25 protein-coding genes are annotated in these 23,098 nt (G+C 66.6%); 17 read left to right on the forward strand and 8 right to left on the reverse strand.

Going from position 1 to position 23,098, the window contains the following annotated elements; all coding sequences use genetic code 11:
* Positions 1 to 50 precede the first annotated feature (50 nt).
* Entirely contained in the window at positions 51 to 1,079 is a 1,029-nt protein-coding gene (locus JF543_RS07720; protein ID WP_179411127.1) for a 6-phosphofructokinase, read from the forward strand.
* Between the two features lie 40 nt (positions 1,080 to 1,119).
* Here the strand turns inward: JF543_RS07720 and JF543_RS07725 are convergent, their stop codons facing one another.
* Positions 1,120 to 3,255 (reverse strand): S9 family peptidase, encoded by a 2,136-nt coding sequence (locus JF543_RS07725; RefSeq protein ID WP_347401122.1) that lies wholly within the window; start codon positions 3,253 to 3,255, stop codon positions 1,120 to 1,122.
* A 146-nt stretch (positions 3,256 to 3,401) separates the two neighbouring features.
* Here JF543_RS07725 and JF543_RS07730 point away from each other — a divergent pair, with 146 nt between their 5' ends.
* From JF543_RS07730 to JF543_RS07745, 4 genes are read left to right on the forward strand one after another with little or no spacing between them, the layout of a single operon-like run.
* Positions 3,402 to 4,865, forward strand: a complete 1,464-nt coding sequence (locus tag JF543_RS07730; protein WP_179411126.1) for an inorganic phosphate transporter — start codon at positions 3,402 to 3,404, stop codon at positions 4,863 to 4,865.
* The gene (locus JF543_RS07735; RefSeq protein WP_179411125.1) at positions 4,862 to 5,197 is read left to right on the forward strand and encodes a peptidase; all 336 of its coding nucleotides are present in this window, start codon (positions 4,862 to 4,864) and stop codon (positions 5,195 to 5,197) included. The genes JF543_RS07730 and JF543_RS07735 overlap by 4 nt, the downstream gene beginning before the upstream one ends.
* A 55-nt stretch (positions 5,198 to 5,252) precedes the next feature.
* Entirely contained in the window at positions 5,253 to 6,170 is a 918-nt protein-coding gene (locus tag JF543_RS07740) for a phosphodiesterase (protein WP_206823602.1), read from the forward strand.
* 51 nt (positions 6,171 to 6,221) lie between these two features.
* Positions 6,222 to 7,682 carry an aspartate ammonia-lyase gene (locus tag JF543_RS07745; protein WP_179411123.1) on the forward strand — a complete coding sequence of 487 codons (1,461 nt, stop codon included), beginning with the start codon at positions 6,222 to 6,224 and terminating at the stop codon, positions 7,680 to 7,682.
* A 58-nt stretch (positions 7,683 to 7,740) separates the two neighbouring features.
* On the opposite strand, the gene JF543_RS07750 is transcribed toward JF543_RS07745, so the two are convergent.
* Complete coding sequence (locus JF543_RS07750; RefSeq protein ID WP_206823603.1) at positions 7,741 to 8,610, reverse strand: fumarylacetoacetate hydrolase family protein; 870 nt, start codon at positions 8,608 to 8,610, stop codon at positions 7,741 to 7,743.
* A gap of 59 nt (positions 8,611 to 8,669) precedes the next feature.
* Here JF543_RS07750 and JF543_RS07755 point away from each other — a divergent pair, with 59 nt between their 5' ends.
* Positions 8,670 to 9,857, forward strand: coding sequence for a PrsW family intramembrane metalloprotease (locus JF543_RS07755; RefSeq protein WP_242519415.1), 1,188 nt, complete (start codon positions 8,670 to 8,672; stop codon positions 9,855 to 9,857).
* Between the two features lie 143 nt (positions 9,858 to 10,000).
* On the opposite strand, the gene JF543_RS07760 is transcribed toward JF543_RS07755, so the two are convergent.
* Both JF543_RS07760 and JF543_RS07765 read right to left on the reverse strand, forming a co-directional pair.
* Positions 10,001 to 10,708, reverse strand: a complete 708-nt coding sequence (locus JF543_RS07760; RefSeq protein ID WP_179411121.1) for a cache domain-containing protein — start codon at positions 10,706 to 10,708, stop codon at positions 10,001 to 10,003.
* A gap of 32 nt (positions 10,709 to 10,740) precedes the next feature.
* Positions 10,741 to 11,553, reverse strand: a complete 813-nt coding sequence (locus JF543_RS07765) for a FadR/GntR family transcriptional regulator (protein ID WP_206820665.1) — start codon at positions 11,551 to 11,553, stop codon at positions 10,741 to 10,743.
* Positions 11,554 to 11,664: 111 nt separating this feature from the next.
* Here JF543_RS07765 and JF543_RS07770 point away from each other — a divergent pair, with 111 nt between their 5' ends.
* From JF543_RS07770 to JF543_RS07810, 9 genes are all read left to right on the forward strand, one after another.
* Positions 11,665 to 12,732, forward strand: a complete 1,068-nt coding sequence (locus JF543_RS07770; protein ID WP_206823604.1) for an ABC transporter ATP-binding protein — start codon at positions 11,665 to 11,667, stop codon at positions 12,730 to 12,732.
* A gap of 65 nt (positions 12,733 to 12,797) precedes the next feature.
* Positions 12,798 to 13,970, forward strand: a complete 1,173-nt coding sequence (locus JF543_RS07775; RefSeq protein WP_206820663.1) for an extracellular solute-binding protein — start codon at positions 12,798 to 12,800, stop codon at positions 13,968 to 13,970.
* 64 nt (positions 13,971 to 14,034) lie between these two features.
* A complete protein-coding gene (locus tag JF543_RS07780) occupies positions 14,035 to 14,862 on the forward strand; it encodes an ABC transporter permease (protein WP_206550046.1) in 828 nt (275 codons plus the stop codon).
* A gap of 6 nt (positions 14,863 to 14,868) precedes the next feature.
* Positions 14,869 to 15,681, forward strand: a complete 813-nt coding sequence (locus JF543_RS07785; RefSeq protein ID WP_179411116.1) for an ABC transporter permease — start codon at positions 14,869 to 14,871, stop codon at positions 15,679 to 15,681.
* Positions 15,682 to 15,730: 49 nt separating this feature from the next.
* Positions 15,731 to 16,099 carry an FKBP-type peptidyl-prolyl cis-trans isomerase gene (locus JF543_RS07790; protein ID WP_179411115.1) on the forward strand — a complete coding sequence of 123 codons (369 nt, stop codon included), beginning with the start codon at positions 15,731 to 15,733 and terminating at the stop codon, positions 16,097 to 16,099.
* Positions 16,100 to 16,233: 134 nt separating this feature from the next.
* Positions 16,234 to 16,782: a YceI family protein gene (locus JF543_RS07795; RefSeq protein WP_206550044.1), complete on the forward strand. Its 549-nt coding sequence runs from the start codon at positions 16,234 to 16,236 to the stop codon at positions 16,780 to 16,782.
* Positions 16,783 to 16,887: 105 nt separating this feature from the next.
* On the forward strand, positions 16,888 to 17,157 hold the full coding sequence (rpsO, locus tag JF543_RS07800; RefSeq protein WP_040163368.1) for a 30S ribosomal protein S15: 270 nt from the start codon (positions 16,888 to 16,890) through the stop codon (positions 17,155 to 17,157).
* 144 nt (positions 17,158 to 17,301) lie between these two features.
* Positions 17,302 to 18,156 carry a hypothetical protein gene (locus JF543_RS07805; RefSeq protein WP_206823605.1) on the forward strand — a complete coding sequence of 285 codons (855 nt, stop codon included), beginning with the start codon at positions 17,302 to 17,304 and terminating at the stop codon, positions 18,154 to 18,156.
* Positions 18,149 to 18,478 (forward strand): transcriptional regulator, encoded by a 330-nt coding sequence (locus tag JF543_RS07810; protein WP_224817656.1) that lies wholly within the window; start codon positions 18,149 to 18,151, stop codon positions 18,476 to 18,478. Before JF543_RS07805 ends, JF543_RS07810 begins: the two co-directional genes overlap by 8 nt.
* Before the next feature lie 6 nt (positions 18,479 to 18,484).
* On the opposite strand, the gene JF543_RS07815 is transcribed toward JF543_RS07810, so the two are convergent.
* Entirely contained in the window at positions 18,485 to 19,483 is a 999-nt protein-coding gene (locus tag JF543_RS07815) for an isopenicillin N synthase family dioxygenase (protein WP_206823607.1), read from the reverse strand.
* A 56-nt stretch (positions 19,484 to 19,539) separates the two neighbouring features.
* Positions 19,540 to 20,670: an acyltransferase family protein gene (locus tag JF543_RS07820; protein WP_206823609.1), complete on the reverse strand. Its 1,131-nt coding sequence runs from the start codon at positions 20,668 to 20,670 to the stop codon at positions 19,540 to 19,542.
* Between the two features lie 109 nt (positions 20,671 to 20,779).
* Between JF543_RS07820 and JF543_RS07825 the strand changes: the two genes are divergently transcribed.
* Together JF543_RS07825 and JF543_RS07830 are read left to right on the forward strand one after the other, a co-directional pair.
* Positions 20,780 to 22,003 carry an LLM class flavin-dependent oxidoreductase gene (locus JF543_RS07825; protein ID WP_206820658.1) on the forward strand — a complete coding sequence of 408 codons (1,224 nt, stop codon included), beginning with the start codon at positions 20,780 to 20,782 and terminating at the stop codon, positions 22,001 to 22,003.
* 1 nt (position 22,004) lies between these two features.
* Complete coding sequence (locus JF543_RS07830; protein ID WP_179411109.1) at positions 22,005 to 22,649, forward strand: FMN reductase; 645 nt, start codon at positions 22,005 to 22,007, stop codon at positions 22,647 to 22,649.
* Between the two features lie 57 nt (positions 22,650 to 22,706).
* On the opposite strand, the gene JF543_RS07835 is transcribed toward JF543_RS07830, so the two are convergent.
* Both JF543_RS07835 and JF543_RS07840 read right to left on the reverse strand, forming a co-directional pair.
* A complete protein-coding gene (locus JF543_RS07835; RefSeq protein WP_179411108.1) occupies positions 22,707 to 22,868 on the reverse strand; it encodes a hypothetical protein in 162 nt (53 codons plus the stop codon).
* Positions 22,869 to 22,891: 23 nt separating this feature from the next.
* Positions 22,892 to 23,068 carry a DUF5302 domain-containing protein gene (locus JF543_RS07840; protein ID WP_179411107.1) on the reverse strand — a complete coding sequence of 59 codons (177 nt, stop codon included), beginning with the start codon at positions 23,066 to 23,068 and terminating at the stop codon, positions 22,892 to 22,894.
* Between the last annotated feature and the right edge of the window lie 30 nt (positions 23,069 to 23,098).

A 23,098-nucleotide genomic window follows, 5' to 3' on the forward strand; every position in this document is an offset into this window, starting at 1 on the left:
GGCAGCGTCGCCTCATCTCTTTTCCATTCCTGAAGCGCGAAGGCGGCAGCATGAAGATCGGTATTCTCACCAGTGGCGGCGACTGCCCCGGCCTGAACGCCGTCATCCGTGGAATCGTCCTCAAAGGCACGACCGCGTACGACCTCGAGTTCGTGGGCATCCGCGACGGCTGGCGCGGCGTCGTCGACGGCGACATGTTCCCGCTCACCCGTCATGAGGTCAAAGGCCTGTCCAAGGTCGGCGGCACGATTCTCGGCACCAGCCGCACCAACCCCTACGAAGGACCGCGCGGCGGTGCGGAGAACATCGCCCGCACCCTTGCCGATCACGGGATCGACGGCATCGTCGCGATCGGCGGTGAGGGCACGCTCGCCGCGGCCGACCGCCTCGCCAAGGACGGCATCAACGTACTCGGCGTCCCGAAGACCATCGACAACGATCTACGCGCCACCGATTACTCGTTCGGCTTCGACACGGCCGTGAACATCGCCACCGACGCGATGGATCGGCTGCGCACCACGGGTGACTCGCACCAGCGCTGCATGGTGGCCGAGGTGATGGGCCGCCACGTGGGCTGGATCGCGCTGCACGCCGGCATGGCGGCGGGTGCGCATGTCATCTGCATCCCCGAGGTGCCGATGTCGATGGACGAGATCTGCGCCCTGGTCACCAGCGCCTCCGATCGCGGCCGCGCTCCGCTCGTCGTCGTCTCGGAGGGGTTCACCCTGACGGGCATGGAAGAGGCCTACAGCGACAAGGGTCTTGACGCGTTCAACCGGCCGCGTCTCGGCGGCATCAGCGAGATTCTGGCTCCCGAGATCGAGCGACGCACGGGCATCGAGACGCGGTCGACCGTGCTCGGGCACATCCAGCGCGGAGGTTCGCCGTCCGGCTTCGACCGGGTGCTCGCCACGCGACTGGGCCTGCACACCGCAGACGCCCTGGTCGACGGCGACTGGGGGCAGATGGTTGCGCTGCGCGGCACCGACATCGTCCGGGTGCCGTTCGCAGAGGCTCTCGGTGAGCTCAACACCGTTCCGGTGGCCCGCTACGAAGAGGCGGCGGCGCTGTTCGGCTGAGCGCCTGGCGTTCCAGCATCCGCCGCCCCGTCGTCGGGTCTCAGTCCTCCTGGTCGGTGCCGGCCTGGTCGGTATCGGCCAGGCCGAGCACGTCCAGCATCCACGCCAGTTCGAACGCACGATCCTTCCACGCGTTGTAGCGGCCGCTGACGCCGCCGTGGCCGGCGGACATCTCACAGCGCATCAGCACGTCCGAGGCGCCCGCCTCGCGCAGCCGAGCCACCCACTTAGCGGGCTCGACGTACAGCACGCGGGTGTCGTTCAACGAGGTCACCGCAAGGATGCGCGGGTAGTCGACACCGTCGCGGACGTTCTCGTAGGGCGTGTACGACTTCATGTACGCGTACACATCGGCGTTGTGCAGCGGGTCGCCCCACTCGTCCCACTCCACGACGGTGAGCGGCAGCGACGGGTCGAGGATCGACGTCAGCGCGTCGACGAACGGCACGCCCGCCACGATGCCGGCGAACAGCTCGGGCGCCAGGTTGGCGACGGCGCCCATCAGCAGGCCGCCGGCGCTGCCGCCCTCGGCGACCATGCGCTCGGGCGTCGTCACGTCCGTGTCGATCAGGTGCCGGGCGCACGCGACGAAATCGGTGAAGGTGTTGCGCTTGTGCAGCTCCTTGCCGTCCTCGTACCAGTGCCGTCCCATCTCGCCGCCGCCGCGCACGTGCGCCACGGCGAAGACCACACCGCGGTCCAGCATCGACAGGCGCATGGATGAGAATCCGGGGTCGATGGAGTGCTCGTACGATCCGTAGCCGTACAGGTGCACGGGGCGGATGCCGTCGCCGGGTTCGCCGAACGAGCGCTTCCACACCAGCGAGATCGGCACCTGCACACCATCGGGCGCGGTGGCCCACACCCGACGCTGTCCGTACTGCTCGGCGTCGTACCCGCCGAGCACAGGCTGTTGCTTGCGGATGTGCTGCTCACCGGTCGCGACGTCGAGTTCGAGCACCGTCGACGGCGTCACGAACGAGGTGTAGCCCATTCGCAGGAACGGCTGGTGCCATTCGGGATTGCCGCCGAAATAGGCCGCGTACAGCGGCTCTTCGAAGGTGATCTGCTGCAGTTCCCCGGTGCGCAGGTCCATCAGCGCGGTGCGGGGCAGACCCTCGCTGCGGTACTCGACGGTCGCGAAATCGCGGAAGCAGTCGACATCCAGCAGGCGTCGCCCCGGGGTGTGCGGAAGCAGCACCTGACGTGCACCGTCGGGAGCATCGACGGCCACCGAGACAAGCTCGAAATCGAGGGCGCCGTCATTGTGCAGGATCAGCAGCCGGTCCTCGCCGTCGACGACGGCGTGGTCGGCGGCGTACTCGACGCCGTCGCGTCGTGGCCAGATCACGCGCGGCTCGGCGGTGAGGTCGGCGAGGTCGACCAGCAGTTCCTCCGAGGAGATCTTCGAGCCGACGTCGATCAGCAGGTACTTCTTGCTGCGCGTGATCCCGGCGCCCAGCCAGAACCTCTCGTCGGGCTCGTGGAACAGCCGCACATCCGCATCAGCGTCCGTGCCGATCCGGCGCAGCCACAGCGCGTCCGGACGCCACGCCTCGTCGCGAGTGGTGTACAGGACGCCGGTGCCGTCGGGCGTGAAGAACGCCTGCGCGGTGTTCTCGATCGGCGTGATGAGCGCCTCACCGGTGGCGAGGTCACGCACATGCACGGTGTAGAGCTCGGAGCCCTCGACGTCGACTGACCACAGCAGCCTGCGGCCATCGTCAGAGGCGTCGAAGGCGCCCAACGAGAAGAAGTCGTGCCCTTCGGCCTCGGCGTTGCCGTCGAGCAGCACCTCTTCGCCGGGGACCGGTACGCCGGGTTCGAGGACGGGGGGAGTCCAGTCGTCGCCGGTCGCCGCGGTACGGCACTGGATGCCGTATTGCGCGCCCTCTTCGGTGCGGCCGTAGAACCACCAGTCGCCACGCCGTGTCGGCACCGACAGATCGGTCTCGAGTACGCGGGCGCGAACCTCGTCGAACAGGCGCTCACGCAGTGGCGCGAGGTGCGCGGTACGGGCGTCGGTGTGCGCGTTCTCGGCGTCGAGGTGGTTGCGCACCTCGGCGTCGTCCTTTGCGCGGAGCCATTCGTAGTCGTCGACGAAGACGTCGCCGTGATGAGTGCGGGTGATGGGGCGTCGGGCCGCGACCGGCGGCTGGATGCTGGATTCGCTCACCGCTCCACGCTACCGGAGACGAGTTGACCGGCTCCGGTCGGGGTGGGAGGATTCTCACGGGTTAACACACGCTGAACCCACGGTGAACTCTTCGTTCGTCACGCCGACTCCTCGGCACGTCCCTCAAGCCCCAACGAAAGAGACCGGTGGAAACCGCAGCCCTCATCGTCGTGCTGGTCATCGCGCTGGCACTGTTCTTCGACTTCACGAACGGATTCCACGACACCGCGAACGCCATGGCGACACCGATCGCCACCGGAGCGCTCAAGCCGAAGACAGCGGTGCTCCTGGCGGCGCTGCTCAACCTCGTCGGCGCGTTCTTGTCGACGGAGGTCGCCAAGACCGTCTCGGGTGGCATCGTGCGCGAGGACCAGATCGACTTGTCGATCATGCCGCAATTGATCTTCGCCGGTCTGATCGGCGCGATCACGTGGAACATGCTCACCTGGCTGCTGGGGTTGCCCTCCAGCTCGTCGCACGCCCTGTTCGGCGGTCTCATCGGCTCGACGCTCGTGGGTGTCGGCCTGAGCGGAATCAACTTCGGCGTCGTGATGTCGAAGGTCATCCTTCCCGCGCTGATCGCCCCGCTGACCGCCGGCATCATCGCGTTCCTCGCGACCAAGATCGCGTACTCGATCACGCGCCGCTACGACGGCAAGCCCGACGGGCGCGATGGATTCCGGTGGGGGCAGATCTTCACCTCGTCGCTGGTCGCCCTCGCCCACGGCACCAACGACGCGCAGAAGACGATGGGTGTCATCACCCTCGCTCTGATCACGGTGGGCTGGCAGACGGGCGACCCGACGTCCGACGACTATCACAACCCCGAGTTCTGGGTGATCGCGGCATGCGCGTTCACGATCGCGCTCGGTACCTACCTGGGCGGATGGCGCATCATCCGCACGCTCGGCAAGGGGCTGACCGAGGTCAAGCCCGCGCAGGGCTTCGCGGCCGAGAGTTCCACGTCCGCGACGATCCTCGCCTCGAGCGCGCTCGGTTTCGCGCTCTCGACCACGCAGGTCGCCTCCGGTTCGGTGATCGGTTCTGGTCTGGGGCGTCGCGGCGCGATCGTGCGCTGGCGCACCGTCGGTCGCATCGGCATCGGGTGGCTGCTCACGCTCCCTGCGGCCGGCGCCGTCGGCGGCCTTGCCGCCTGGCTGGTCGTGCTCTGGGGCAACGTCGGCGTGCTGATCGACGCGATTCTCGCCCTCGTGATCATCGTGGGTCTCTATCTGTACTCGCGCCGCGACGAGGTCAACGCCTCGAATGCCATGAGCGACGTCGCCGACTCCGGTCACGCCGTGGACGTTCCCGAGGTGCCCGGCCCCACACGCCGTGCCAGCCGCATGGAGCTGGTCCGTGCTCTCGACCGTGCCGAGCGCAAGGCCGATGAGGCCGAGAAGGCCGCGCGCCGAGCCAAGAAGCTCAAGAAGAACGGCGGCTCGCCCGCTGAGCTCAAGGCGGCGCGGAAGGCGGCCGATCGCGCAGCGTCCAAACACGCCGAAGCGCAGCAGGCGGCTCAGGAGTGGGAGGTGCTCAGCGCCAGCCGGCGTGCTCGGGCCGAACTCGCCGAGTGGGATTCTTCTGCCGATGAGGAGGTGCAGCGATGAGCGTCGACATCGATTGGGGTGCGTTCCTGAGTGTGTTCCTGGCCGCACTGGCCGGGGCCGGTATCGTCGTCACCTTCTACGCGCTGGGGCTGCGTCTGCTCGTGCGCGGCGGGCGCGCGCCCGTTGTCGGGCCGGTGGAGTTCACGGATGCCATCACGATCGTCTCTGACAAGGAGATCCGCCGCGCCGAGAAAGCGGCTGCGAAGGCAGCCAAGCGCAGCCCTCTGACAGAGGGACAGCGGATGCTGGCGCGCGTGGGCGCGTACACGTGCTTCGCGGTCTGCGGGGCCGCAGTGATCGGCGGCGTGCTGGTGATCGTCATCGCGCACTGACACGACGCGCCGCGGCACAGGCGTTCGGGACCGCACGCGGACCTACGCTGGACGCATGCCCGCTTCCTACGCGTTCGGTCGGCACGCTCCGGCATCCCACGTGCTGGTGCACGTCAGCGATCCGCATCTGCTCGCCGGGGGTGAACGGCTGGGGGAGCGTTACGACGTCGATGCGGGTCTGGCGCGAACGCTGGCGGCCATCCGCGATACGCAGGCGCGACCGTCTGCGATCGTCATGACCGGCGACCTCGCCGACCTCGGCGAACCTGACGCGTACCTTCGGTTGCGGTCCGCCGTTGAGCCGCTCGCGGCTGAGCTCGACTGCCCCGTCATCTGGGTGGCCGGCAATCACGACGAGCGCCCGGCGATGCGTGAGCACCTGCTCGATCTCGCACCCACCCAGCTGCCCGTCACGGGCACCTGGGATCTGGACGGCCTGCGCGTTATCGCGCTCGATACGAGCGTTCCCGGATGGCATCACGGGGATCTCGATCCAGAGCAGCTGGACTGGCTGCGCGACCAGCTGCGGAAGCCCGCTCCACACGGCACCCTGTTGGCGATGCATCACCCGCCCTTGCCGAGTCATGTACCGCTGTTCGACATCCTCGAGCTGCGGCATCAGGACGAGCTCGCCGATGTCATCCGCGGAACGGATGTGCGCGGCATCCTCGCCGGCCACCTGCACTACTCGGCGCACGGCGTGTTCGCCGGCGTCCCGGTCAGCGTGGCATCTGCCACCTGCTACACGATGAACGTCGCGCGACCGGCGGTTGCGGTCGACGGGATGGACGCCGCGCAGGCATTCCAGCTGGTGCACGTGCATCCCGACACCATCACGCACACTGTCGTCCCGGTCACGGATGCTCCCACGGGCGCGTTCTTCGGCCCGGAGTGGGCAGAGCGGATGGCCCGGCTCTCACCGCAGGAGCGTCTGGAGGCGTTCTCAAGAAAGCCCGATCCCCATTCGGCGTAGACTGGTGGCATCCCCCGATTTCCCTTTCGCCACCACCCACAAGGAAGTGACATGGCCGCTGACGCGCCCGCTCCGACCCGCACCGAGACCGATTCGCTGGGAAGCCTCGAGATCCCGGCAGACGCGTACTGGGGGGTGCACACGGCTCGCGCTGAAGAGAACTTCCCGATCACCAAGCGTCCGATCTCGGTCTATCCGGACATGATCCGGGGCCTGGCGATGGTCAAGCAGGCCAGCGCCCGCGCCAACAAGCAGATCGGCACCCTCGACGCCGAGCGCGCGGACCTCATCGATGCTGCCGCTCAGCGCGTGATCGACGGTGAGTTCCACGACCAGTTCATCGTCGGCGTCATCCAGGGCGGCGCCGGAACGTCGACCAACATGAACGCGAACGAGGTCATCACCAACATCGCGCTCGAGATGGCCGGCCGGCAGAAGGGCGACTACGCGTACCTGTCGCCGATCGACCACACCAACCGCAGCCAGTCGACCAACGACGTCTACCCGACGGCGATCAAGATCGGCCTGTCTCTGAACCTGCGTTCGCTGTTGGACGAGCTCGACCTGCTGCGCCGCTCGTTCCTCGGCAAGGCGGCGGAGTTCCACGACGTGCTCAAGGTCGGTCGCACGCAGCTGCAGGACGCCGTTCCGATGACGCTCGGCCAGGAGTTCAACGGCTTCGCTTCGACCCTCGGCTACGACCACAAGCGCCTGACCGAGAACGCCTCGCTGCTGTTCGAGATCAACATGGGCGCCACGGCCATCGGCACGGGCATCACCACGCACCCCGCGTACGCGTCGGCGGTGCTGTACCACCTGCGCGAGATCTCCGGACTCGACCTGAAGACCGCCGACGACCTGGTCGAGTCGACCAGTGACACCGGCTCGTTCATGTCTTTCTCGTCGAGCCTCAAGCGCAACGCCATCAAGCTGTCGAAGATCTGCAACGACCTGCGCCTGCTCTCGTCGGGTCCGCAGGCGGGCCTGGGTGAGATCAACCTGCCGGCCAAGCAGGCGGGTTCCAGCATCATGCCGGGCAAGGTCAACCCGGTGATCCCGGAGGTCGTCAACCAGGTGGCGTTCGCCGTCGCCGGTGCCGACACCACGGTGACGATGGCCGTCGAGGGCGGGCAGTTGCAGCTCAACGCCTTCGAGCCCGTGATCGCGCACTCGATCTTCCAGTCGATCACCTGGATGCAGCAGGCGATGTGGACGCTGCGCGTCAACTGCGTCGACGGCATCACCGCCAACCGCGACCGGCTCGGCGCGATGGTCGGTGCGTCGGTCGGTGTCGTGACCGCGCTGACGCCCTTCATCGGCTACGCCGCGTCGGCTGCGCTCGCCAAGACGGCATTGCTGACGAACCGCAACGTCGCCGACCTCGTGGTCGAGGCGGGCCTGATGACGCGCGAAGAGGTCATGAAGCAGATCTCGCCCGCACGCCTGTCGGGTCTTGAGACCGTGACGGCGGCGATCCCCGTGATCGCGGCCGAGGATCTGCCCGAGAACTGATCGCAGAGACGACGAAGGCGGTACCCCAGCCGGGGTACCGCCTTCGTCGTCTTCGCGATCAGTCCAGAATGCGGCAGTGTGTTGTCAGTTCGCCGATTCCGGCGATGCCGACGGTCACCGTGGAACGGTCGCGCAGGAAGATCTGCGGGTCGCGCGAGTAGCCGGCTCCGCCGGGGCTGCCCGTTGAGATCAGCGTGCCGGGCTGCAGAGTGACTGACGTCGACAGGTGGGCGATCAGTGTCGCGACAGAGCGCACCATCTGCCCGGTGCTGGCATCCTGCACCGTGTGGCCGTCGACGACCGCCCAGATGTGCAGGTCCTGCGGATCGGCGATCTCGTCGGCGGTCACGACGACGGGCCCGGTGGGTGTGAACCCGTCGAACGACTTGCACCGCGACCACTGCGCCTCGGCGAACTGGATGTCGCGTGCCGTGATGTCGTTGACGACGGTGTAGCCCCATACGGAGTCCAGGGCGTCTTCGGCGGAGACGTCCTTGGTGGGACGGCCGATGATGACCCCGAGCTCGGCCTCGTAGTCGATCGACTCGCTGAGCGCGCGCGGCCATGACGTGGTGCAGCCGTGCCCGGTGAGCGAATTGGGCCACAGGGTGAACACGGTCGGTGCCGTGTCGGTCTTGAGGCCGAGTTCGCTGGAGTGGGCGGCGTAGTTCAGGCCGACCGCGAGGATCGCGGGCGGCGCGAGGACGGCGGAGCCGAACTGGAGGGCATCGAGCGGATGCCGCGGTGCCGTGCTCGCAGAGAATGCCGCGCGTACACGATCGAGCAGCTCATCACCGCCCTCGATGAGTTGCTGGAGCGTGTCCGGGGCGGGGGAGAGGAGATCGCTGACGAGGACAGCATGGTCACCGTCGATGACGGCGAGGTGCGGGGTCTCGGAAGCGCGTGTGCTCAGATGGGCGAAACGCATGTCTCTACGCTACCGGCAGCGATGACGGTCACGACCGAGGCTCCCTCTAGGCTTTTGGCATGACCTTTGGAGCCGACCGCCGCGCGGAGTTCGCATCGGCGCTCGATCGACCCGCCGCCCACGCCTCCTCCGCCCCGGCTGCGCCTTCACCGGCGCCGGCGATGCCCGAGCTGCCGATGCCGGTGCGCAAGGGGCGGACGGTCTCGATCTGGGTGTACGGCGTGCTTGTGTTCGCGCTGATCGCACTGATCGCCTATTTCACGGTGTTCATCGGCGCTGGCGCATCGGCCGTCGGACTGGTGCTCGCGCTGATCCCCCTGGGGATCGTGCTGTTCGGCGTGCGACTGATCGACCGCTGGGAGCCCGAACCGAAGAGCCTGGTCGTGTTCGCGCTCGGTTGGGGAGCCGTCGTATCGGTGGGCATCACCCTTCTCGTCGACCTGCTGCTGGCCAAGGCGGTCGGTACGCGCTCCGAGTTCTTCGGCGCCGTGATCCAGGCGCCCGTGGTCGAGGAGATAGCGAAGGGCCTCGGTGTCTTTCTGATCTTCGTGATCGGACGTCGGGCGTTCGATGGCCCGGTCGACGGGGTCGTCTACGGGGCGCTGATCGGCGCGGGCTTCGCGTTCACCGAGAACATCCAGTACTTCGGTATCAGCCTGCTCACCGGTGGCGCGAGCGACTTGACGCTGACGTTCATCCTGCGCGGGTTGGTCTCGCCATTCGCGCATGCCATGTTCACAGCGCTCACCGGCTTCGCGATCGGTCTGGCAGCACGCCGGGGAGCCACGGCGGGGCAGGCCCTGAGGTCAGGCGTCCTCGGTCTGATCGGCGCGATCGCTTTGCACGCCTATTGGAACGGCTCGTCGCTGTTGGGAGACTTTCTGTTCCTGTATCTGACGACGCAGATCCCTTTGTTCGTGGGATTCATCCTGGCGATCATCGGCCTGCGCAGGGAAGAAGCGCGCTTGACCCGGCATCGCCTCGGCGACTATGCGGCTGCGGGGTGGTTCACGCCGCAGGAGATCGTCATGCTCGCGACACCCGCGGGGCGCAAGGCGGGGCTGCAGTGGGCTGCCGGCCTGCGCGGCGATCGGCGCCCGCTGATGCGCTCGTTCATCAAGGATGCGACTGAGCTCGCCGCCGTGCGTCAACGCTCTCTCACCGGGCGCGATCCGCACGCGGCCGCCGACGAGTACGCCCTGCTCATGCGTTCCCGCAACACGCGTGCGCAATTGCTGGCGTACTGAGCGCGTGCGGCACTGGTGACAACAGAACTCAGCGCCCGGTGCTGCGGCAATGCCTGCGAGTCTCCCGAGCGCTGAGTTGGCCTAATGCAAGGGTGCACCGACGGGCCGGGTAAGTCAAGAGTCGGCCGTCGTGCATCTACTGCTCAGCGGTTCTCGACGATGACATCGAGAGCGATACCGGCGCACGAGATGCGCGTGAGTTCGGCCAGGCGTGTTCCGCGCACCGAGTCGCCGGTCGCGACGCGCGGATCGGTCGACACCACGACGCGGCCGACGCCGTTGACGAGGGTGACCTGCTGGTTGAGAGCCGTGAAGCGGGGAGTGAGCTCTCGTTCGACGGCCGCGACGAGCAGATCGAGTCCTGCGACGCCCAGGAAGCGTCCGTCGGCGAGGGCGGGGACCGCGATCGTGATGGTGTACTCGTCGCTGCACAGGTAGTCGACGTAGGGGCCGGCGACGTGCGGCTGGAACGTCTGCATCGGCACCCGATACCATTCCAACTCGCTGTAGTCGATGTGCTCCTTGTTGACGGACTGCGAGGCGAGCACCAGCTTGCGGTGGTCGTCGCCCTGCCACCAGGCGAGGTGGCTGTGCGCGTCCGACAGCAGGTCGATCGCGGCGATGAATCCGGCGCCGTACACCGGAACGCCCGGAAGGCTCAGCGTCTGCGCCGCGTACGGTTCGACGACGGCATCCAGCGTTGCACGCACGAGCGGTTCGGATCGCAGCGTGGACGAGAGTCTGTGCGCGCACGGCTCGACCCAGTTCTGCAGACAGCGGATGGGCGCGTCGAAGTAAGCCTCGACGATTCGGGCGGCCTCGGCGGGGGCCGTGGTCAGGGTAGTTGTCATCGCGTCCTCCAGTGCACGTCGATGTTGCCGTGTCAGGCAGAGGTCTCGGGTGAGCTCTGCAGATGGATGAGTGTGTCGATCACGTCCGTCGTCATCGCTTCGGTGCGGCGGCCCGCCTCATCGGGGTCGCCCGCCTCGACGGCCCGGATGATGCCGGTGAGTGTCTGCGCCTGCTGGTGCATGCTCGGGGTGTCCGGTGCGGCCAGACGCAGATAGGGCGAGAACTCGGCTTGCAGACGCATCTGCTCGCGGGTGAGTCGTGCGGACTGGCTGAGCGAGACGAGTTCGACCTGAACGTCGTCGAGCAGCCGACGTTGCTGATCCGCATCGAGATCGTCGAGGCGGTCCAGGCGCCGCAGTACGCGCAAGGTCTCGCTGCTGTCGGCACGTCGCGCGGCCAGGCGCACGGCGGACGCGGTGATGGCGGCGTAGTGCGCGCCGAGATCGCGCAGAGTCAGGCGCGATGTCGCCGCCAGTGTGCGGCGCGCGAACACCAGCGGGTCGGCATCGTCGACGACGAAGCTCCCGCCGTTGCGGCCGCGTTTGGTGACGATGAGGCCACGTCCGCGGACGGCAAGCAGAGCTTCGCGCACGGTGACCGGTGCGACGCCGAAACTGCGGGCGAGTTCGGATTCAGAGGGCAGCCGCTCCCCGGCGCGCAGGTGTCCGCGGTGGATCGCATCGACGAGGCGGCGTTCGACGAGTTCGGCGCGCCCTTCGTCACCGATCGATTGGAAGAGTGCGCCGTGCAGCCTGTGCGGGCGGGTGCCACGGTGGTCGGCGGGCTCGGCGGCGGACGCCCCGACGACGGGAATGGCCCCGGTGGGTGACGTCAGCGACTCCATGGCCTGATTCTCTCATCTGGGTCCCGATGAGGGGAAGACTTGAAATATGTCCTACGGTTTTATATGTTTACCGAATCCTTCCCGAGTTCGACGAAGATCCAGGAGCACGACATGAGCATTGCCGCACCCACGGCGCAGAGCGCGAACGGCGAGATCGCCGACCGTGGCAGCGTGACGCTGACGGGCTTGACCAAGTCGTTCGGCGAGTTCACCGCTGTGCGCGACCTCGACCTCCGTGTCGAACCGGGGGAGTTCGTCTCGATGCTCGGCCCGTCCGGGTCGGGAAAGACCACGGTTCTGCGGATCATCGCCGGTTTTGAAGAGGCGACATCCGGAACCGTGCGCCTGTCCGGCAAGGACGTCACCCGCACGCCACCGCACTCCCGCGACGTCAATACGGTGTTCCAGGACTACGCCCTGTTCCCGCACATGAGCATCGCCGACAACGTCGGCTACGGACTGCGCGTCCAGGGTGCGGGCAAGGCCGAGCGGGCGCAGCAGGTGGGGGATTCGCTGCGCCGTGTGCGGCTGGACCATGTCGCCGACCGGCTCCCGCACCAGCTCTCGGGCGGTCAGCGTCAGCGGATCGCCCTCGCGCGAGCGCTGATCATGCGTCCGCAGGTGCTGCTGCTCGACGAGCCGCTCGGCGCACTCGACAAGCAGCTGCGCGAGCAGATGCAGATCGAGCTCAAGCAGATCCAGCGTGAGGTCGGCATCACGTTCATCTTCGTCACCCACGATCAGGAAGAGGCGCTGACTCTCAGCGACCGCGTCGCCGTCTTCAACAATGGCCGCATCGAGCAGGTCGGCAGCGCGCGGGAGGTCTACGAAAGCCCGCAGACCGAGTTCGTCGCACGCTTCCTCGGCTTGTCGAACCTCATCGCCGCAGACCTCGCCCATGAGCTCACCGGTGATCGGCACACGATGAGCATCCGCCCCGAGCGGGTGCGCCTGCAATCGGACACCGATACGCTCGCCGACGGTGAGATCGGCCTCGTCGGGACGATCTCCGAGGTCGTCTACACAGGCCCGGCGACGCGCTTTCTGATCACCACCGACGCCGGTGTCGATCTGCTCGCCGAGCAGCCCAACGCCCGCGACCTCGCCGGCGCGGGACTCCGCCGTGGTGATCGCGTGCGTGCCGCATGGAGTCCGGCCGACGCCGCACGCCTGCCCTGAAACTGTTCCACCCGTCCCATCGCAGCACCTATCGCCGTACCCACTGATCACGAAGGAGAGATCACATGCGCAAGAAGATCCTGGCTGTCACGGCCGTTTCCGCAGCCGCCGCACTGGCCCTGACCGGATGCTCCGGGGCATCCGACTCCGGCGGCGGACTCGCCATCGACGTGCCCGATGTCCCCATGCTCGCCGAGCTCGGCGACACCGAGAGCGAGGTGAACATCGTTGCGTGGTCGGGCTTCGTCGAGCCGGCGTGGACGGATGCCTTCACCGAGCAGACCGGATGCACCGTGAACCGCCGCGTCGCCGGCACCAGCGACGAGATGGTGCAGCTCATGCGCACAGGTGACTACGACCTCGTCTCGGCATCTGGTGACGCCAGCCTGCGCCTCATCGCCGGTGGTGATGTGCAGCCGCTCAACCTCGACCTGATCCCGAACTTCGGCGACGACATCGTCGAGGGCATGAAGGGGCAGATCTACGACACCATCAACGGTCAGTCCTACGGCATCCCGATCGGGCGCGGCGCGAACATCCTGCAGTACAACAGCGAGGTCGTCACCGAGGAGCCCACCAGCTGGGACGTGGCGTGGGAGGCGGACACCCCGTACGCCGGCAAGGTCATCGCCTACGATGCTCCGATCTACATCGCCGACGCGGCCGTCTACCTGATGGCGCACGAGCCCGACCTGGGCATCACCAACCCGTACGCGCTCGACGAGGACCAGCTGGCTGCGGCGATCGACCTGCTCAAGCAGCAGAACGGCATCGTCTCGGAGTACTGGTCGGACCCCGCCGCGCAGATCACGTCGTTCGCAGGGGGCACGACCGTGCTCGGCACGTCGTGGGAGGTGCTGCGCAAGCTTTCCGAGGATGAGCGCTTCAAGAGCGTGCTGCCCGAAGAGGGCTCGACCGGGTGGTCGGATGCCTGGATGCTCGCGACCGAGTCGAACAACCCCAACTGCGCGTACGCGTGGATGGACTACGCGTCCTCACCCGAGGTCAATGGCGCCATCGCCATGAACTTCGGCATGGCTCCGGCCAACGCCGCCTTCTGCGACACCAGCGATGAGGCGAAGGCGCACTGCGACTACTACAACGCCACGGACGAGGAGTACTTCGAGAAGGTCTGGTTCTGGACCACGCCGATCGAGCAGTGCATCGACGGACGCACCGACGTGACCTGCACCAACTTCCAGCAGTGGACCGACGCCTGGGTGACGGTCAAGGGCTGACCCCGCATGCCGGGGGTGGGGCCATCTCCCGCCTCCGGCATCCCCTCACGAAGACAGGATCGACATGAACCGTCGTGCACGGATCGCAGGCCTGCTGGCCCTGCCGATGACCTGGCTCATCGGCATCTACATCTTCTCGCTGGTCATGTTGCTGGTGACTGCGTTCTGGGTCACTGACCCGTTCACCTCCAAGGTGAAGCCGGGTTTCACCCTGCGCAACTTCGAGCAGCTGATCACCAACCCCGCATATCTGACCACCTCGGTGCGCACCCTCGCGATCGCTCTCGGGGTGACTGCGCTGGCCATCGCGATCTCGATCCCGCTGGGCATCTTCATGGCGAAGGTCGCCTCGCCCTGGCTGCGTGCCGTGCTCGCCGTCTCGATCACCCTGCCGTTGTGGGCGGGATACCTCGTGAAGGTGATCGCCATGCGCATCACTTTCACACAGGAGGGCTTCTTCAACTGGCTGGTCGGCCCGCTCGGGATCGAGGGGCCGGGTTTCTCGACCTTCACCGTGGTGTTGACGCTGACGTATCTCTGGCTGCCCTACATGGCGGTGCCGGTGTACACCGCCATCCGTCAGCTGCCGCCGAACCTCTTCGACGCTGCGGCCGACCTCGGAGCGGGCGCATGGCGCACGATCCGCACGGTGGTGCTGCCGCTGATCAAGCCGGCCGTGATCGCCGGGTCGGTCTTCACCTTCTCGCTCAGCCTGGGCGACTACCTGGTCGCGAAGTTCGTCGGCGGCGACACGCAGATGATCGGCAGCGTCATCGCCTCCAACATCAACCTCAACCCGCCGCTGGCGGCCGCCTTCTCGCTCGTGCCGATCGCGTTCGTCGTGATCTACCTCGTCAGCGTGCAGCGCACCGGCGCACTCGAAAGGATGTGAGCTCGGATGCTGAGATTGTCCCGCTCATCCAAGATCGTGCTGGGGGTCGTGGTCGCGATCATCCTCGCGTTCCTGTACATCCCGCTGATGCTCGTCGTGCTGAACTCCTTCAACTCCGCGCGCATCGCCAGCTGGCCGGTGTCAGGCTTCTCGCTGGAGTGGTGGGTGAAGGCGTTCACCAGTCAACCGGTGCGCGACGCCCTGCTGAACTCGGTGCTGGTGGCGACGGGAGCCACGGTCATCGCGATCATTCTGGGAACGCTGGTGTCGTTCGCGCTCCAGCGCTACCGGTTCTTCGGGCAGCGCGCGGTGAACCTGCTCGTCGTGCTCCCGATCGCGTTGCCCGGCATCGTCACCGGTGTCGCCCTGAACAACACCTACAACCGGCTGCTGGAGCCGATCGGTATTCACGTCGGGTTCTGGGGGATGATCATCGCGCATGGCACCTTCTGCATCGTGATGGTCTTCAACAACGTGCTGGCGCGGTTGCGTCGGATGAACCCGAGTCTCGAGGAGGCCTCGAAGGATCTCGGTGCGACGCCATGGCAGACGTTCCGCATGGTGACCTTCCCGCAGTTCCGCAGTGCGCTCGTGGCCGGTGCGATCCTCGCGTTCGCGTTGAGCTTCGACGAGGTGTACGTGACGATCTTCACGGCACCGCCAGGGGTCGACACGCTGCCGCTGTGGATCATGAATCAGATGGCGCGTCCGAACGAGGCGAACGTCGTCAACGTCGTCGCCACCGTGGTGATCGTGCTGTCGTTCATCCCGGTGTGGGTTTCGCAACGGCTCTCCCGCGATGTCAGCGAGCGGGACTGATCGGCGTGGCCACGTTGACCGCGGTCCGCGCCTCGGGTTGGATGTAATCATGACTGATCGCACAAAGCCCGAGTTCGACGCACCCACCGGACCCGCACCCGCTGAGCTCGTCATCCGCGACCTGATCGCGGGCGACGGTGCCGAGGCCAAGCCCGGTGACACCGTCACCGTCCACTACGCGGGCGTCGAGTTCGACTCCGGCGAGGAGTTCGACTCCTCGTGGGGCCGCGGCGAGACCATTCAGTTCCCGCTGCGCGGTCTGATCCAGGGCTGGCAGGAGGGCATCCCCGGCATGAAGGTCGGCGGACGTCGCGAGCTGGTCATCCCGCCGCACCTCGCATACGGTCCCGCCGGTGCCGGGCACTTCCTGTCGGGCAAGACCCTCATCTTCATCATCGATCTGGTGGCGGTCGGCTGACCCGAACCCGGTGATCGGAACCCCCTTCGCGTATCGCGGAGGGGGTTTTTCCGGATCAGGGAATAGATTCACCTGAATGCAAGTTCCCTTCCGTGGAGCACCTGCTCCCACCGAAGACTCTGAGGAGAAGCCCCATGACGATCGACATCCCCGGCTACCGTCCCGGCACCTGGACCCTTGACCCCGCGCACAGTGAGGTCACCTTCAGCGTGCGGCACATGATGATCTCGAAGGTGCGCGGCTCGTTCGGCATCAAGAGCGCCACGTTCGTCGCGCCGGAGAACCCGCTGGAGGCCACCGTCGAGGCGAACGTGGATGTCGCATCCATCGACACCAGCGACGAGAACCGGGATGCGCACCTGCGCTCGGCCGACTTCTTCGACGCCGACAATCACCCGACGATGGAGTTCCGGTCGACGGCGACGCGCGTCGAGAACGGTGACTTCCTCGTCGACGGCGACCTGACGATCCGCGGGATCACCAAGCCGGTCACGTTCGAGTTCGACTTCGGCGGGTTCGCCCAGGACCCGTACGGCAACTACAAGGCGGGCGCCTCGGCCAAGACCGTGATCAACCGCGAGGACTTCGGGCTCACCTGGAATGCCGCGCTCGAGACCGGGGGAGTGCTCGTCGGCAAGGAGATCACGATTGGACTCGACCTGCAGGGTGCACTGCAGGCCTGAATGGCTGGTAAGCTTGAGCAGTTGCCGTTAGATCGGCCGCGGATGAAGAGAGCAGGCGCAATCGGCGACCTGCACCGCGCAGCAACCAGAAAGGGGATCGAATCTATGGCACTCGAAGCAGACGTCAAGAAGGCGATCATCGAAGAGTACGCGACGCACCCCGGTGACACCGGATCCCCCGAGGTGCAGGTCGCTATGCTGTCGCAGCGCATCAAGGACCTCACCGAGCACCTGAAGGAGCACAAGCACGACCACCACTCGCGTCGTGGTCTGTTCCTGCTCGTCGGTCAGCGCCGCCGCCTGCTGGGTTACCTGCAGGACGTCGACATCAACCGGTACCGTTCGCTCATCGAGCGACTCGGACTGCGTCGATAAGGCATCGACCAGCGTTCAATCGCGCAGAACATTCTTGAGAAGGCCTCCCCACGGTGTGGGGAGGCCTTCGTTGTTTCTCTTCAGATCTCCGGGATGACTTTCCAGCAGGAAAGTCGTATGGTTTCCGAGAGGAAAGTGAGAATGATGGAACAGCGATCCGAGCCGGGGCAACCCGCGTATCAGCCGCCGTCCGCGCAGCTCGCGAGGCAGTACCTGCGCGAGAGGGACGACGTCGCGCAGCGTCGCGCCGCACACATCGACCGTCGGGCGACCGCGCGGACGCTGTTGCTCGACGGCGTCGTGTTTGCACTGGGAACCACGGTGCTTCTCTTCCTGTTCCCCTTGAGCCTCTCGGCAGCCATGCCGCTGATGCTGACTCTGCTGAGCTGGAGTGTGCTGGCCGGATCGCTGCGCGACCGCTACGGATACCTGCCTCAGGGGAGGGAAGCACGCGTCCGCACTGCCGTCATGCTCACCTTGCTGGTGGCCGTCTTCGGGGTTATCGCGGCGGTGCTCGCAGGAGTTGAGATCACAGCGTGGGTGCGGGTACTGCCGGGTGCGGTAGGGCTGATCCTGTTCACGGTTCTCGCTGTGCAGGAGTGGCGGCGAGATGTTCCGGCACGAAAGGTCACGCGTCAGCGCGCCCCATTCGATCGCCCGACCAGGGTGGTCACCGCGGCGATCGGCCTGGCGTTTGGTGGGTCGGTCGTGCTGGTCGGTGCTGAGTGGGAGGCGCTGGCGTATCTCGTCTACGCGGTCGTCATGTGCGGCTTCGTCATCTGGAGCGTTAAGGTGATGTCGGGAACCGCGCCCGCGGTGGGGGCAGCGTGGGGGCCGCGGGCCTGGTCGCTCTACACTGCCAGCGCTATAACTCTCGTCGTCTTGATGATGCTGGAGTACCTCGGGCATCCGGTGGGTCTGGTCGTGCGCGTCGTGCTGGGCGCGCTCGTTGCTGTCGGGTTCGTCCTGATCGCACTCCGAGGAGGCGGGCGTGACTGAGTCCCCGCGCGACCACCCGCGGCTGCGGCTCGACGACAGTTTCGCCAGCCCGATCCGGTTCTCACTGATGGCGGCGCTATCGGACGACCTGGAACTCGACTTCGGCACCCTCGCGAGCATTCTGCAGGCCGGTGACTCGGCGCTGAGTAAGGGGATCGCCGCGCTGGAGAGCGTCGGTTACGTCCGAGTGCGCAAGGCGTTCAATGATGGCATCCGTCGTCGCACGTGGGTGAGCAGCACGACAGTCGGGCGCGACGCCTTCCGCGCCCACCTCGCCGCGCTGCAGGCGATCGTCGACTTCGGTACCGGTCAGAGCGACTGATAGCGCTTAGGCACCCACCAGATCGGCGTGATGGATCGCCGCGACATCGGGGTGGGCGCGCAGGCGTGACTTGAGCGCGTTCTCGCCGTAGAGACTGTGGATCGGATTAGAAGGATCCTCGGTCACGCCCCGGGCGTGCTGCGCGAGTTCGGCCGGCAGGTCGATGAGCGGCAGTGTGCGATCCAATGCGGGATTGAAGAAGAACGGGATCGAGATGCGGTCGTGTGGTGCCCTCGGCGACAGCACGCGATGGTTCGTCGCGCGCAGATACCCGCCGGTCGCGTACTCGAGCAGCTCGCCGATGTTGACGACGAATGCCCCCGGCACGGGCGGCGCATCCACCCAGTCACCATCCTGCTCGACCTGCAATCCGCCCGCGCCGGGTTCGACCCAGAGCAGGGTCAGCACGCCGGAATCCTTGTGCGCTCCGACACCCTGCTGAGGCTCTGGCTCGTCGGTGCCCGGGTAGCGGATGATCTTGATCAGCGTCGACGGTTCGCCGAAGTGATCGTCGAAGTATCCGGCATCCGCTCCCAACGACTGCGCCCACGCACGCAACAGCCGCCGGGAGACATCCGACAGTGCGGCGTGCCACTCGCTGACGACCTCGCGCAGCTCCGGCTGCGCCGACGGCCACAGATTCGGGCCGATCAGCCGCTGATAGCCGGGGCCGCCGGTGACCGCCTTGCGCTCGGGGCCGATATCGATCTGCTCGCGCCAGTCCACGCGCCCTCCGGTGCGTTCACCGCCAACGCGCGTGTACCCGCGGAAGTGCGGACTTTTGACGTTCTCGATGGCGAGCTTCTCGGTCTCGGGCAGTGCGAAGAACGCGCGAGCGGTGCGATGCAGACGCTGCTCGAGTCCGGCGGAAACGCCGGTTCCGGTGAGGTAGAAGAAGCCGACGTCCCGGGTGGCGGCGCGCAGATCATCGCGAAAGCGCGCTGCCGCATCAGGACCGCGATCGAGCTGCGAGAGATCCAGAACAGGAAGGGTGGAAGCGACCATGCGTCGACGGTAGGTGCTGCAGCCCTCGCCGTACAGGAATGTTGCGCTGTCTTACCTCACCCGCTGCGCCGGGAACCCGTCGGATCGTTGCGGTGGCCTGACCCGATCACATCAGGATCGGCGAACATCCACCGCGGTCGCGGCTCGATGAGCGGGCGGAACAGTCTGCGCACCGGCTTCGAGGCCAGCACGAACGTCGTCGCCACCGACAGCAGAGTCACGGCCGGCAGCCAGAACCAGGTGGGGTCGAGACCGCGCAGCACGCCCGACTCGCGGAACGGATACAGCACGAACGAGTGCAGCAGATAGACGTACATCGTGTACTGGCCCAGCGTCGTCCACCACTGGCCGCGGCGCGGGATCAGCACGAAGAACGCTGCGCTGAGCACGATCGCCAACGTCATGACCACGAGCCGCACGCCGCCGGCCCACCAGGTCAGTCCGCCGGTGAGCTCCGTGTAGGAGTCGTCGTAGAAGAACCACTGCCGCAGATCGACCGCATGCCAGACGTCGACCCAGTTCCACACCACGAACGACCAGGCGGCGAGCACGGCGACCGCTCCCGCGCGCAGCCACCACGGCCGGTAGTCGATCAGCTGGAACCGTTGCACGATGTCGTGTTCGCTGAGCCACCAGCCGAGGGTGAAGAAGAACAGCAGCCCGAGGGTGCGCGAGAGCGAGAACGTGCTGTCGACGTTGCTCATGTAGCCGACGCCGATCGAGATGGCGAGCGCCCACACCAGCGGCCAGCGCAATAGGGCGAGGTAGGGGAGCACCAGCCGGAAGATTCCCAGTGCGAGCAAGAACCACAGGGTCCATGACGGCTGCGTGAGGTTGGGGTCGGCCTGACCCTCGACGAGCCATTTGGTCAGCATCCACAGCATCTCGAAGATGACGTAGGGAACGAGGATGTCGGTGATCACGCGTGCCATCTGCCGTCGATTCGGGCTGATGGACTTCGAGAAGTACCCCGAGATGATCGCGAACGCCGGCATATGGAACGCGTAGATCACCAGGTACAGCGACTCGGCGATCTCGGAGTCGTAGGTCAACCGCTGGATGCCATGCCCCAGGACGACCAGGATCACGCACGCGAACCTGGCGTTGTCCCAGAACGGGACGCGGCGGCGCGGGCGGGGGATGGCTCCCGTCGTCGTGGCGGGAGGGTGTTGCTCGGCACTGCTCATTCGGAGAGGGTATCGGTCGGACATGGGGAATAGGTTTGCGCGTGCGGCGTTGCATCAATTACATTCACTTGAATAGAACGGATGCTGTCGGCATCCGGAGCGGAGAGAAATGAACGAGCAGGGCCAGATCCAGTTCGGTGTCATGTCGGTCAGCGACATCACGCAGGACCCGACCACGGGCGTCACGCCCAGCGAGCGCGAGCGCATTCAGGCGACGGTCACCATGGCCAAGCACGCCGAGGAGGTCGGGCTCGACGTCTTCGCCATCGGCGAGCACCACAACCCGCCGTTCTGGTCGTCGAGCCCGACGACGACACTGGCCTACATCGCCGCGCAGACCGAACGCCTGGTGCTGTCGACGTCGACCACGCTGATCACGACCAACGACCCGGTCAAGATCGCCGAGGACTACGCGATGCTGCAGCACCTCTCCGGCGGTCGCACCGATCTCATGCTCGGCCGAGGAAACACCGGGCCGGTCTACCCGTGGTTCGGTCAGGACATCCGTCAGGGACTGCCGCTGGCGATCGAGAACTATGCACTCCTGCGCCAGCTGTGGGAGCACGACGTCGTCGACTGGGAGGGCAAGTTCCGCACGCCCCTGCAGGGCTTCACCTCGACACCGCGCCCGCTCGATGGTGTCGCACCGTTCGTCTGGCACGGTTCGATTCGCACACCGGAGATCGCCGAGCAGGCGGCGTACTACGGCGACGGCTTCTTCGCGAACAACATCTTCTGGCCCAAGGAGCACTACCAGCGCCTGATCGAGCTGTACCGTCAGCGCTACGCCCACTACGGCCACGGCACACCCGAGCAGGCGATCGTCGGCATCGGAGGGCAGGTGTTCATGGCTGCGAACTCGCAGGATGCGGTCAAGACGTTCCGCCCGTACTTCGACAACGCCCCGGTGTACGGTCACGGTCCGTCGATGGAGGACTTCTCTGAGATGACTCCGCTGACGGTCGGTTCGCCGCAGCAGGTCATCGACCGCTACGCGGGCATGCGCGAGCACTACGGTGACTTCCAGCGTCAGCTGTTCCTGATCGATCACGCGGGTCTGCCGCTGAAGACGGTGCTCGAGCAGCTCGACATCCTCGGCTCCGAGGTCGTCCCGGTTCTGCGCAAGGAACTCGCGCAGAACCGACCGGCGAGCGTACCGGATGCCCCGACTCATGCGGCACGGGTCAAGGCAGTGTTCGGCGACGGCCCCGGGCGCGAGGCCCGCCCCGGAGTCAACCGGGGCGACAACCTCACCGCGGGCGGTCCCTACCAGGACACCCCGCTGCGCACGGGCTCCGCCTTCGGCAGCGCCGCGACCCGGACGGGGGCCTGACATGCGCGAACGTCGTATCGCCGTGGTCTCGGCGGGCCTGTCGAACCCCTCCTCGACGCGGATGCTGGCAGATCGGCTCGCGGCGAGTACCCTCGGCGCGCTCGCCGACCGTGGCATCGACGCGAAGGTCGACGTGATCGAACTGCGCGATCTCGCGCACGACATCACCAACAATCTTTTGACCGGCTTCGCCCCGGCACCGCTGGAGGAAGCGATCAACCGCGTCGTGTCGGCGGATGCCCTGATCGCCGTGACTCCGATCTTCTCGACGAGCTACAGCGGACTGTTCAAATCGTTCATCGACGTGATCGATCCGGACGCACTGACCGGCAAGCCCGTGCTGATCGGCGCCAATGCGGGAACCGCCCGGCACTCCTTGGCGATCGACTATGCGATCCGCCCGCTGTTCACGTATCTGCACGCCGAGCCGGTCAGCACGGGGGTCTTCGCGGCCTCCAGCGACTGGGGAGCATCGGCCGACGAGGTGGCTCCGCTCGGCGCCAGAGTCGAGCGCGGAGCGAAAGAACTGGCCGACGCCATTGCACAGCGGGAAGCCACAGTGCACACCGATCCGTTCGACCCGGCGAGCTACCTCGGGGAGGGACGCTCGTTCGGCCACCTGCTGGGTGGCCTGTCGGGCGAGTGAACGCAAACGGGCCGGGTGGCCCTCAGGTCACCCGGCCCGTTGCATGCGTCGTGGCGGTCAGCCCTCCAGACCCGTTTCGAACGATTCCACTCCGAAGCCGTTCTGCACGTCCAGCGCCGCGCCGGCCTCTCGCTGGGCGTCCTGGTACGCCTGTTCCTCACGCAGGATCTCCTGCTCGTCCTGCGTGTCGTCGGGCTCGGCCGGCTTGCGATCGATCATGATGTGCTCCCGTTGCGATCGGTTCAGCCGCTCTTGCGGCGGAACTCACGCTTCATCTGCGGGGCGTGGGTCGCGTGCACGGCGGAGTCGCCGTCCAGGTGAGCCTCACCATCGCGATGGTGCGCGTTCTTCTTGTCGAGTGCTTCCTTGAACTTGCGCTTCATCTCCTCAGCGGAGTCGGCGCCTTCTTCGGTGCTCATGCCCGTCAGCCTAAGCCACTGCGACCGCTC

Source organism: Microbacterium esteraromaticum, from assembly GCF_017303215.1.
Classification (GTDB): domain Bacteria; phylum Actinomycetota; class Actinomycetes; order Actinomycetales; family Microbacteriaceae; genus Microbacterium; species Microbacterium esteraromaticum_C.

What these genes read in the sequence shown, in the direction of transcription:
- JF543_RS07745 (WP_179411123.1), top strand. Translation starts at nt 6,222, where the DNA reads ATGGCCGCTGACGCGCCCGCTCCGACCCGCACCGAGACCGATTCGCTG.
- JF543_RS07785 (WP_179411116.1), top strand. Translation starts at nt 14,869, where the DNA reads ATGCTGAGATTGTCCCGCTCATCCAAGATCGTGCTGGGGGTCGTGGTC.
- JF543_RS07790 (WP_179411115.1), top strand. Translation starts at nt 15,731, where the DNA reads ATGACTGATCGCACAAAGCCCGAGTTCGACGCACCCACCGGACCCGCA.
- JF543_RS07830 (WP_179411109.1), top strand. Translation starts at nt 22,005, where the DNA reads ATGCGCGAACGTCGTATCGCCGTGGTCTCGGCGGGCCTGTCGAACCCC.
- JF543_RS07740 (WP_206823602.1), top strand. Translation starts at nt 5,253, where the DNA reads ATGCCCGCTTCCTACGCGTTCGGTCGGCACGCTCCGGCATCCCACGTG.
- JF543_RS07750 (WP_206823603.1), bottom strand. Translation starts at nt 8,610, where the DNA reads ATGCGTTTCGCCCATCTGAGCACACGCGCTTCCGAGACCCCGCACCTC.
- JF543_RS07840 (WP_179411107.1), bottom strand. Translation starts at nt 23,068, where the DNA reads ATGAGCACCGAAGAAGGCGCCGACTCCGCTGAGGAGATGAAGCGCAAG.
- JF543_RS07805 (WP_206823605.1), top strand. Translation starts at nt 17,302, where the DNA reads ATGGAACAGCGATCCGAGCCGGGGCAACCCGCGTATCAGCCGCCGTCC.
- JF543_RS07770 (WP_206823604.1), top strand. Translation starts at nt 11,665, where the DNA reads ATGAGCATTGCCGCACCCACGGCGCAGAGCGCGAACGGCGAGATCGCC.
- JF543_RS07795 (WP_206550044.1), top strand. Translation starts at nt 16,234, where the DNA reads ATGACGATCGACATCCCCGGCTACCGTCCCGGCACCTGGACCCTTGAC.
- JF543_RS07815 (WP_206823607.1), bottom strand. Translation starts at nt 19,483, where the DNA reads ATGGTCGCTTCCACCCTTCCTGTTCTGGATCTCTCGCAGCTCGATCGC.
- JF543_RS07825 (WP_206820658.1), top strand. Translation starts at nt 20,780, where the DNA reads ATGAACGAGCAGGGCCAGATCCAGTTCGGTGTCATGTCGGTCAGCGAC.
- rpsO (WP_040163368.1), top strand. Translation starts at nt 16,888, where the DNA reads ATGGCACTCGAAGCAGACGTCAAGAAGGCGATCATCGAAGAGTACGCG.
- JF543_RS07760 (WP_179411121.1), bottom strand. Translation starts at nt 10,708, where the DNA reads ATGACAACTACCCTGACCACGGCCCCCGCCGAGGCCGCCCGAATCGTC.
- JF543_RS07720 (WP_179411127.1), top strand. Translation starts at nt 51, where the DNA reads ATGAAGATCGGTATTCTCACCAGTGGCGGCGACTGCCCCGGCCTGAAC.
- JF543_RS07765 (WP_206820665.1), bottom strand. Translation starts at nt 11,553, where the DNA reads ATGGAGTCGCTGACGTCACCCACCGGGGCCATTCCCGTCGTCGGGGCG.
- JF543_RS07775 (WP_206820663.1), top strand. Translation starts at nt 12,798, where the DNA reads ATGCGCAAGAAGATCCTGGCTGTCACGGCCGTTTCCGCAGCCGCCGCA.
- JF543_RS07835 (WP_179411108.1), bottom strand. Translation starts at nt 22,868, where the DNA reads ATGATCGATCGCAAGCCGGCCGAGCCCGACGACACGCAGGACGAGCAG.
- JF543_RS07755 (WP_242519415.1), top strand. Translation starts at nt 8,670, where the DNA reads ATGACCTTTGGAGCCGACCGCCGCGCGGAGTTCGCATCGGCGCTCGAT.
- JF543_RS07780 (WP_206550046.1), top strand. Translation starts at nt 14,035, where the DNA reads ATGAACCGTCGTGCACGGATCGCAGGCCTGCTGGCCCTGCCGATGACC.
- JF543_RS07820 (WP_206823609.1), bottom strand. Translation starts at nt 20,670, where the DNA reads ATGAGCAGTGCCGAGCAACACCCTCCCGCCACGACGACGGGAGCCATC.
- JF543_RS07735 (WP_179411125.1), top strand. Translation starts at nt 4,862, where the DNA reads ATGAGCGTCGACATCGATTGGGGTGCGTTCCTGAGTGTGTTCCTGGCC.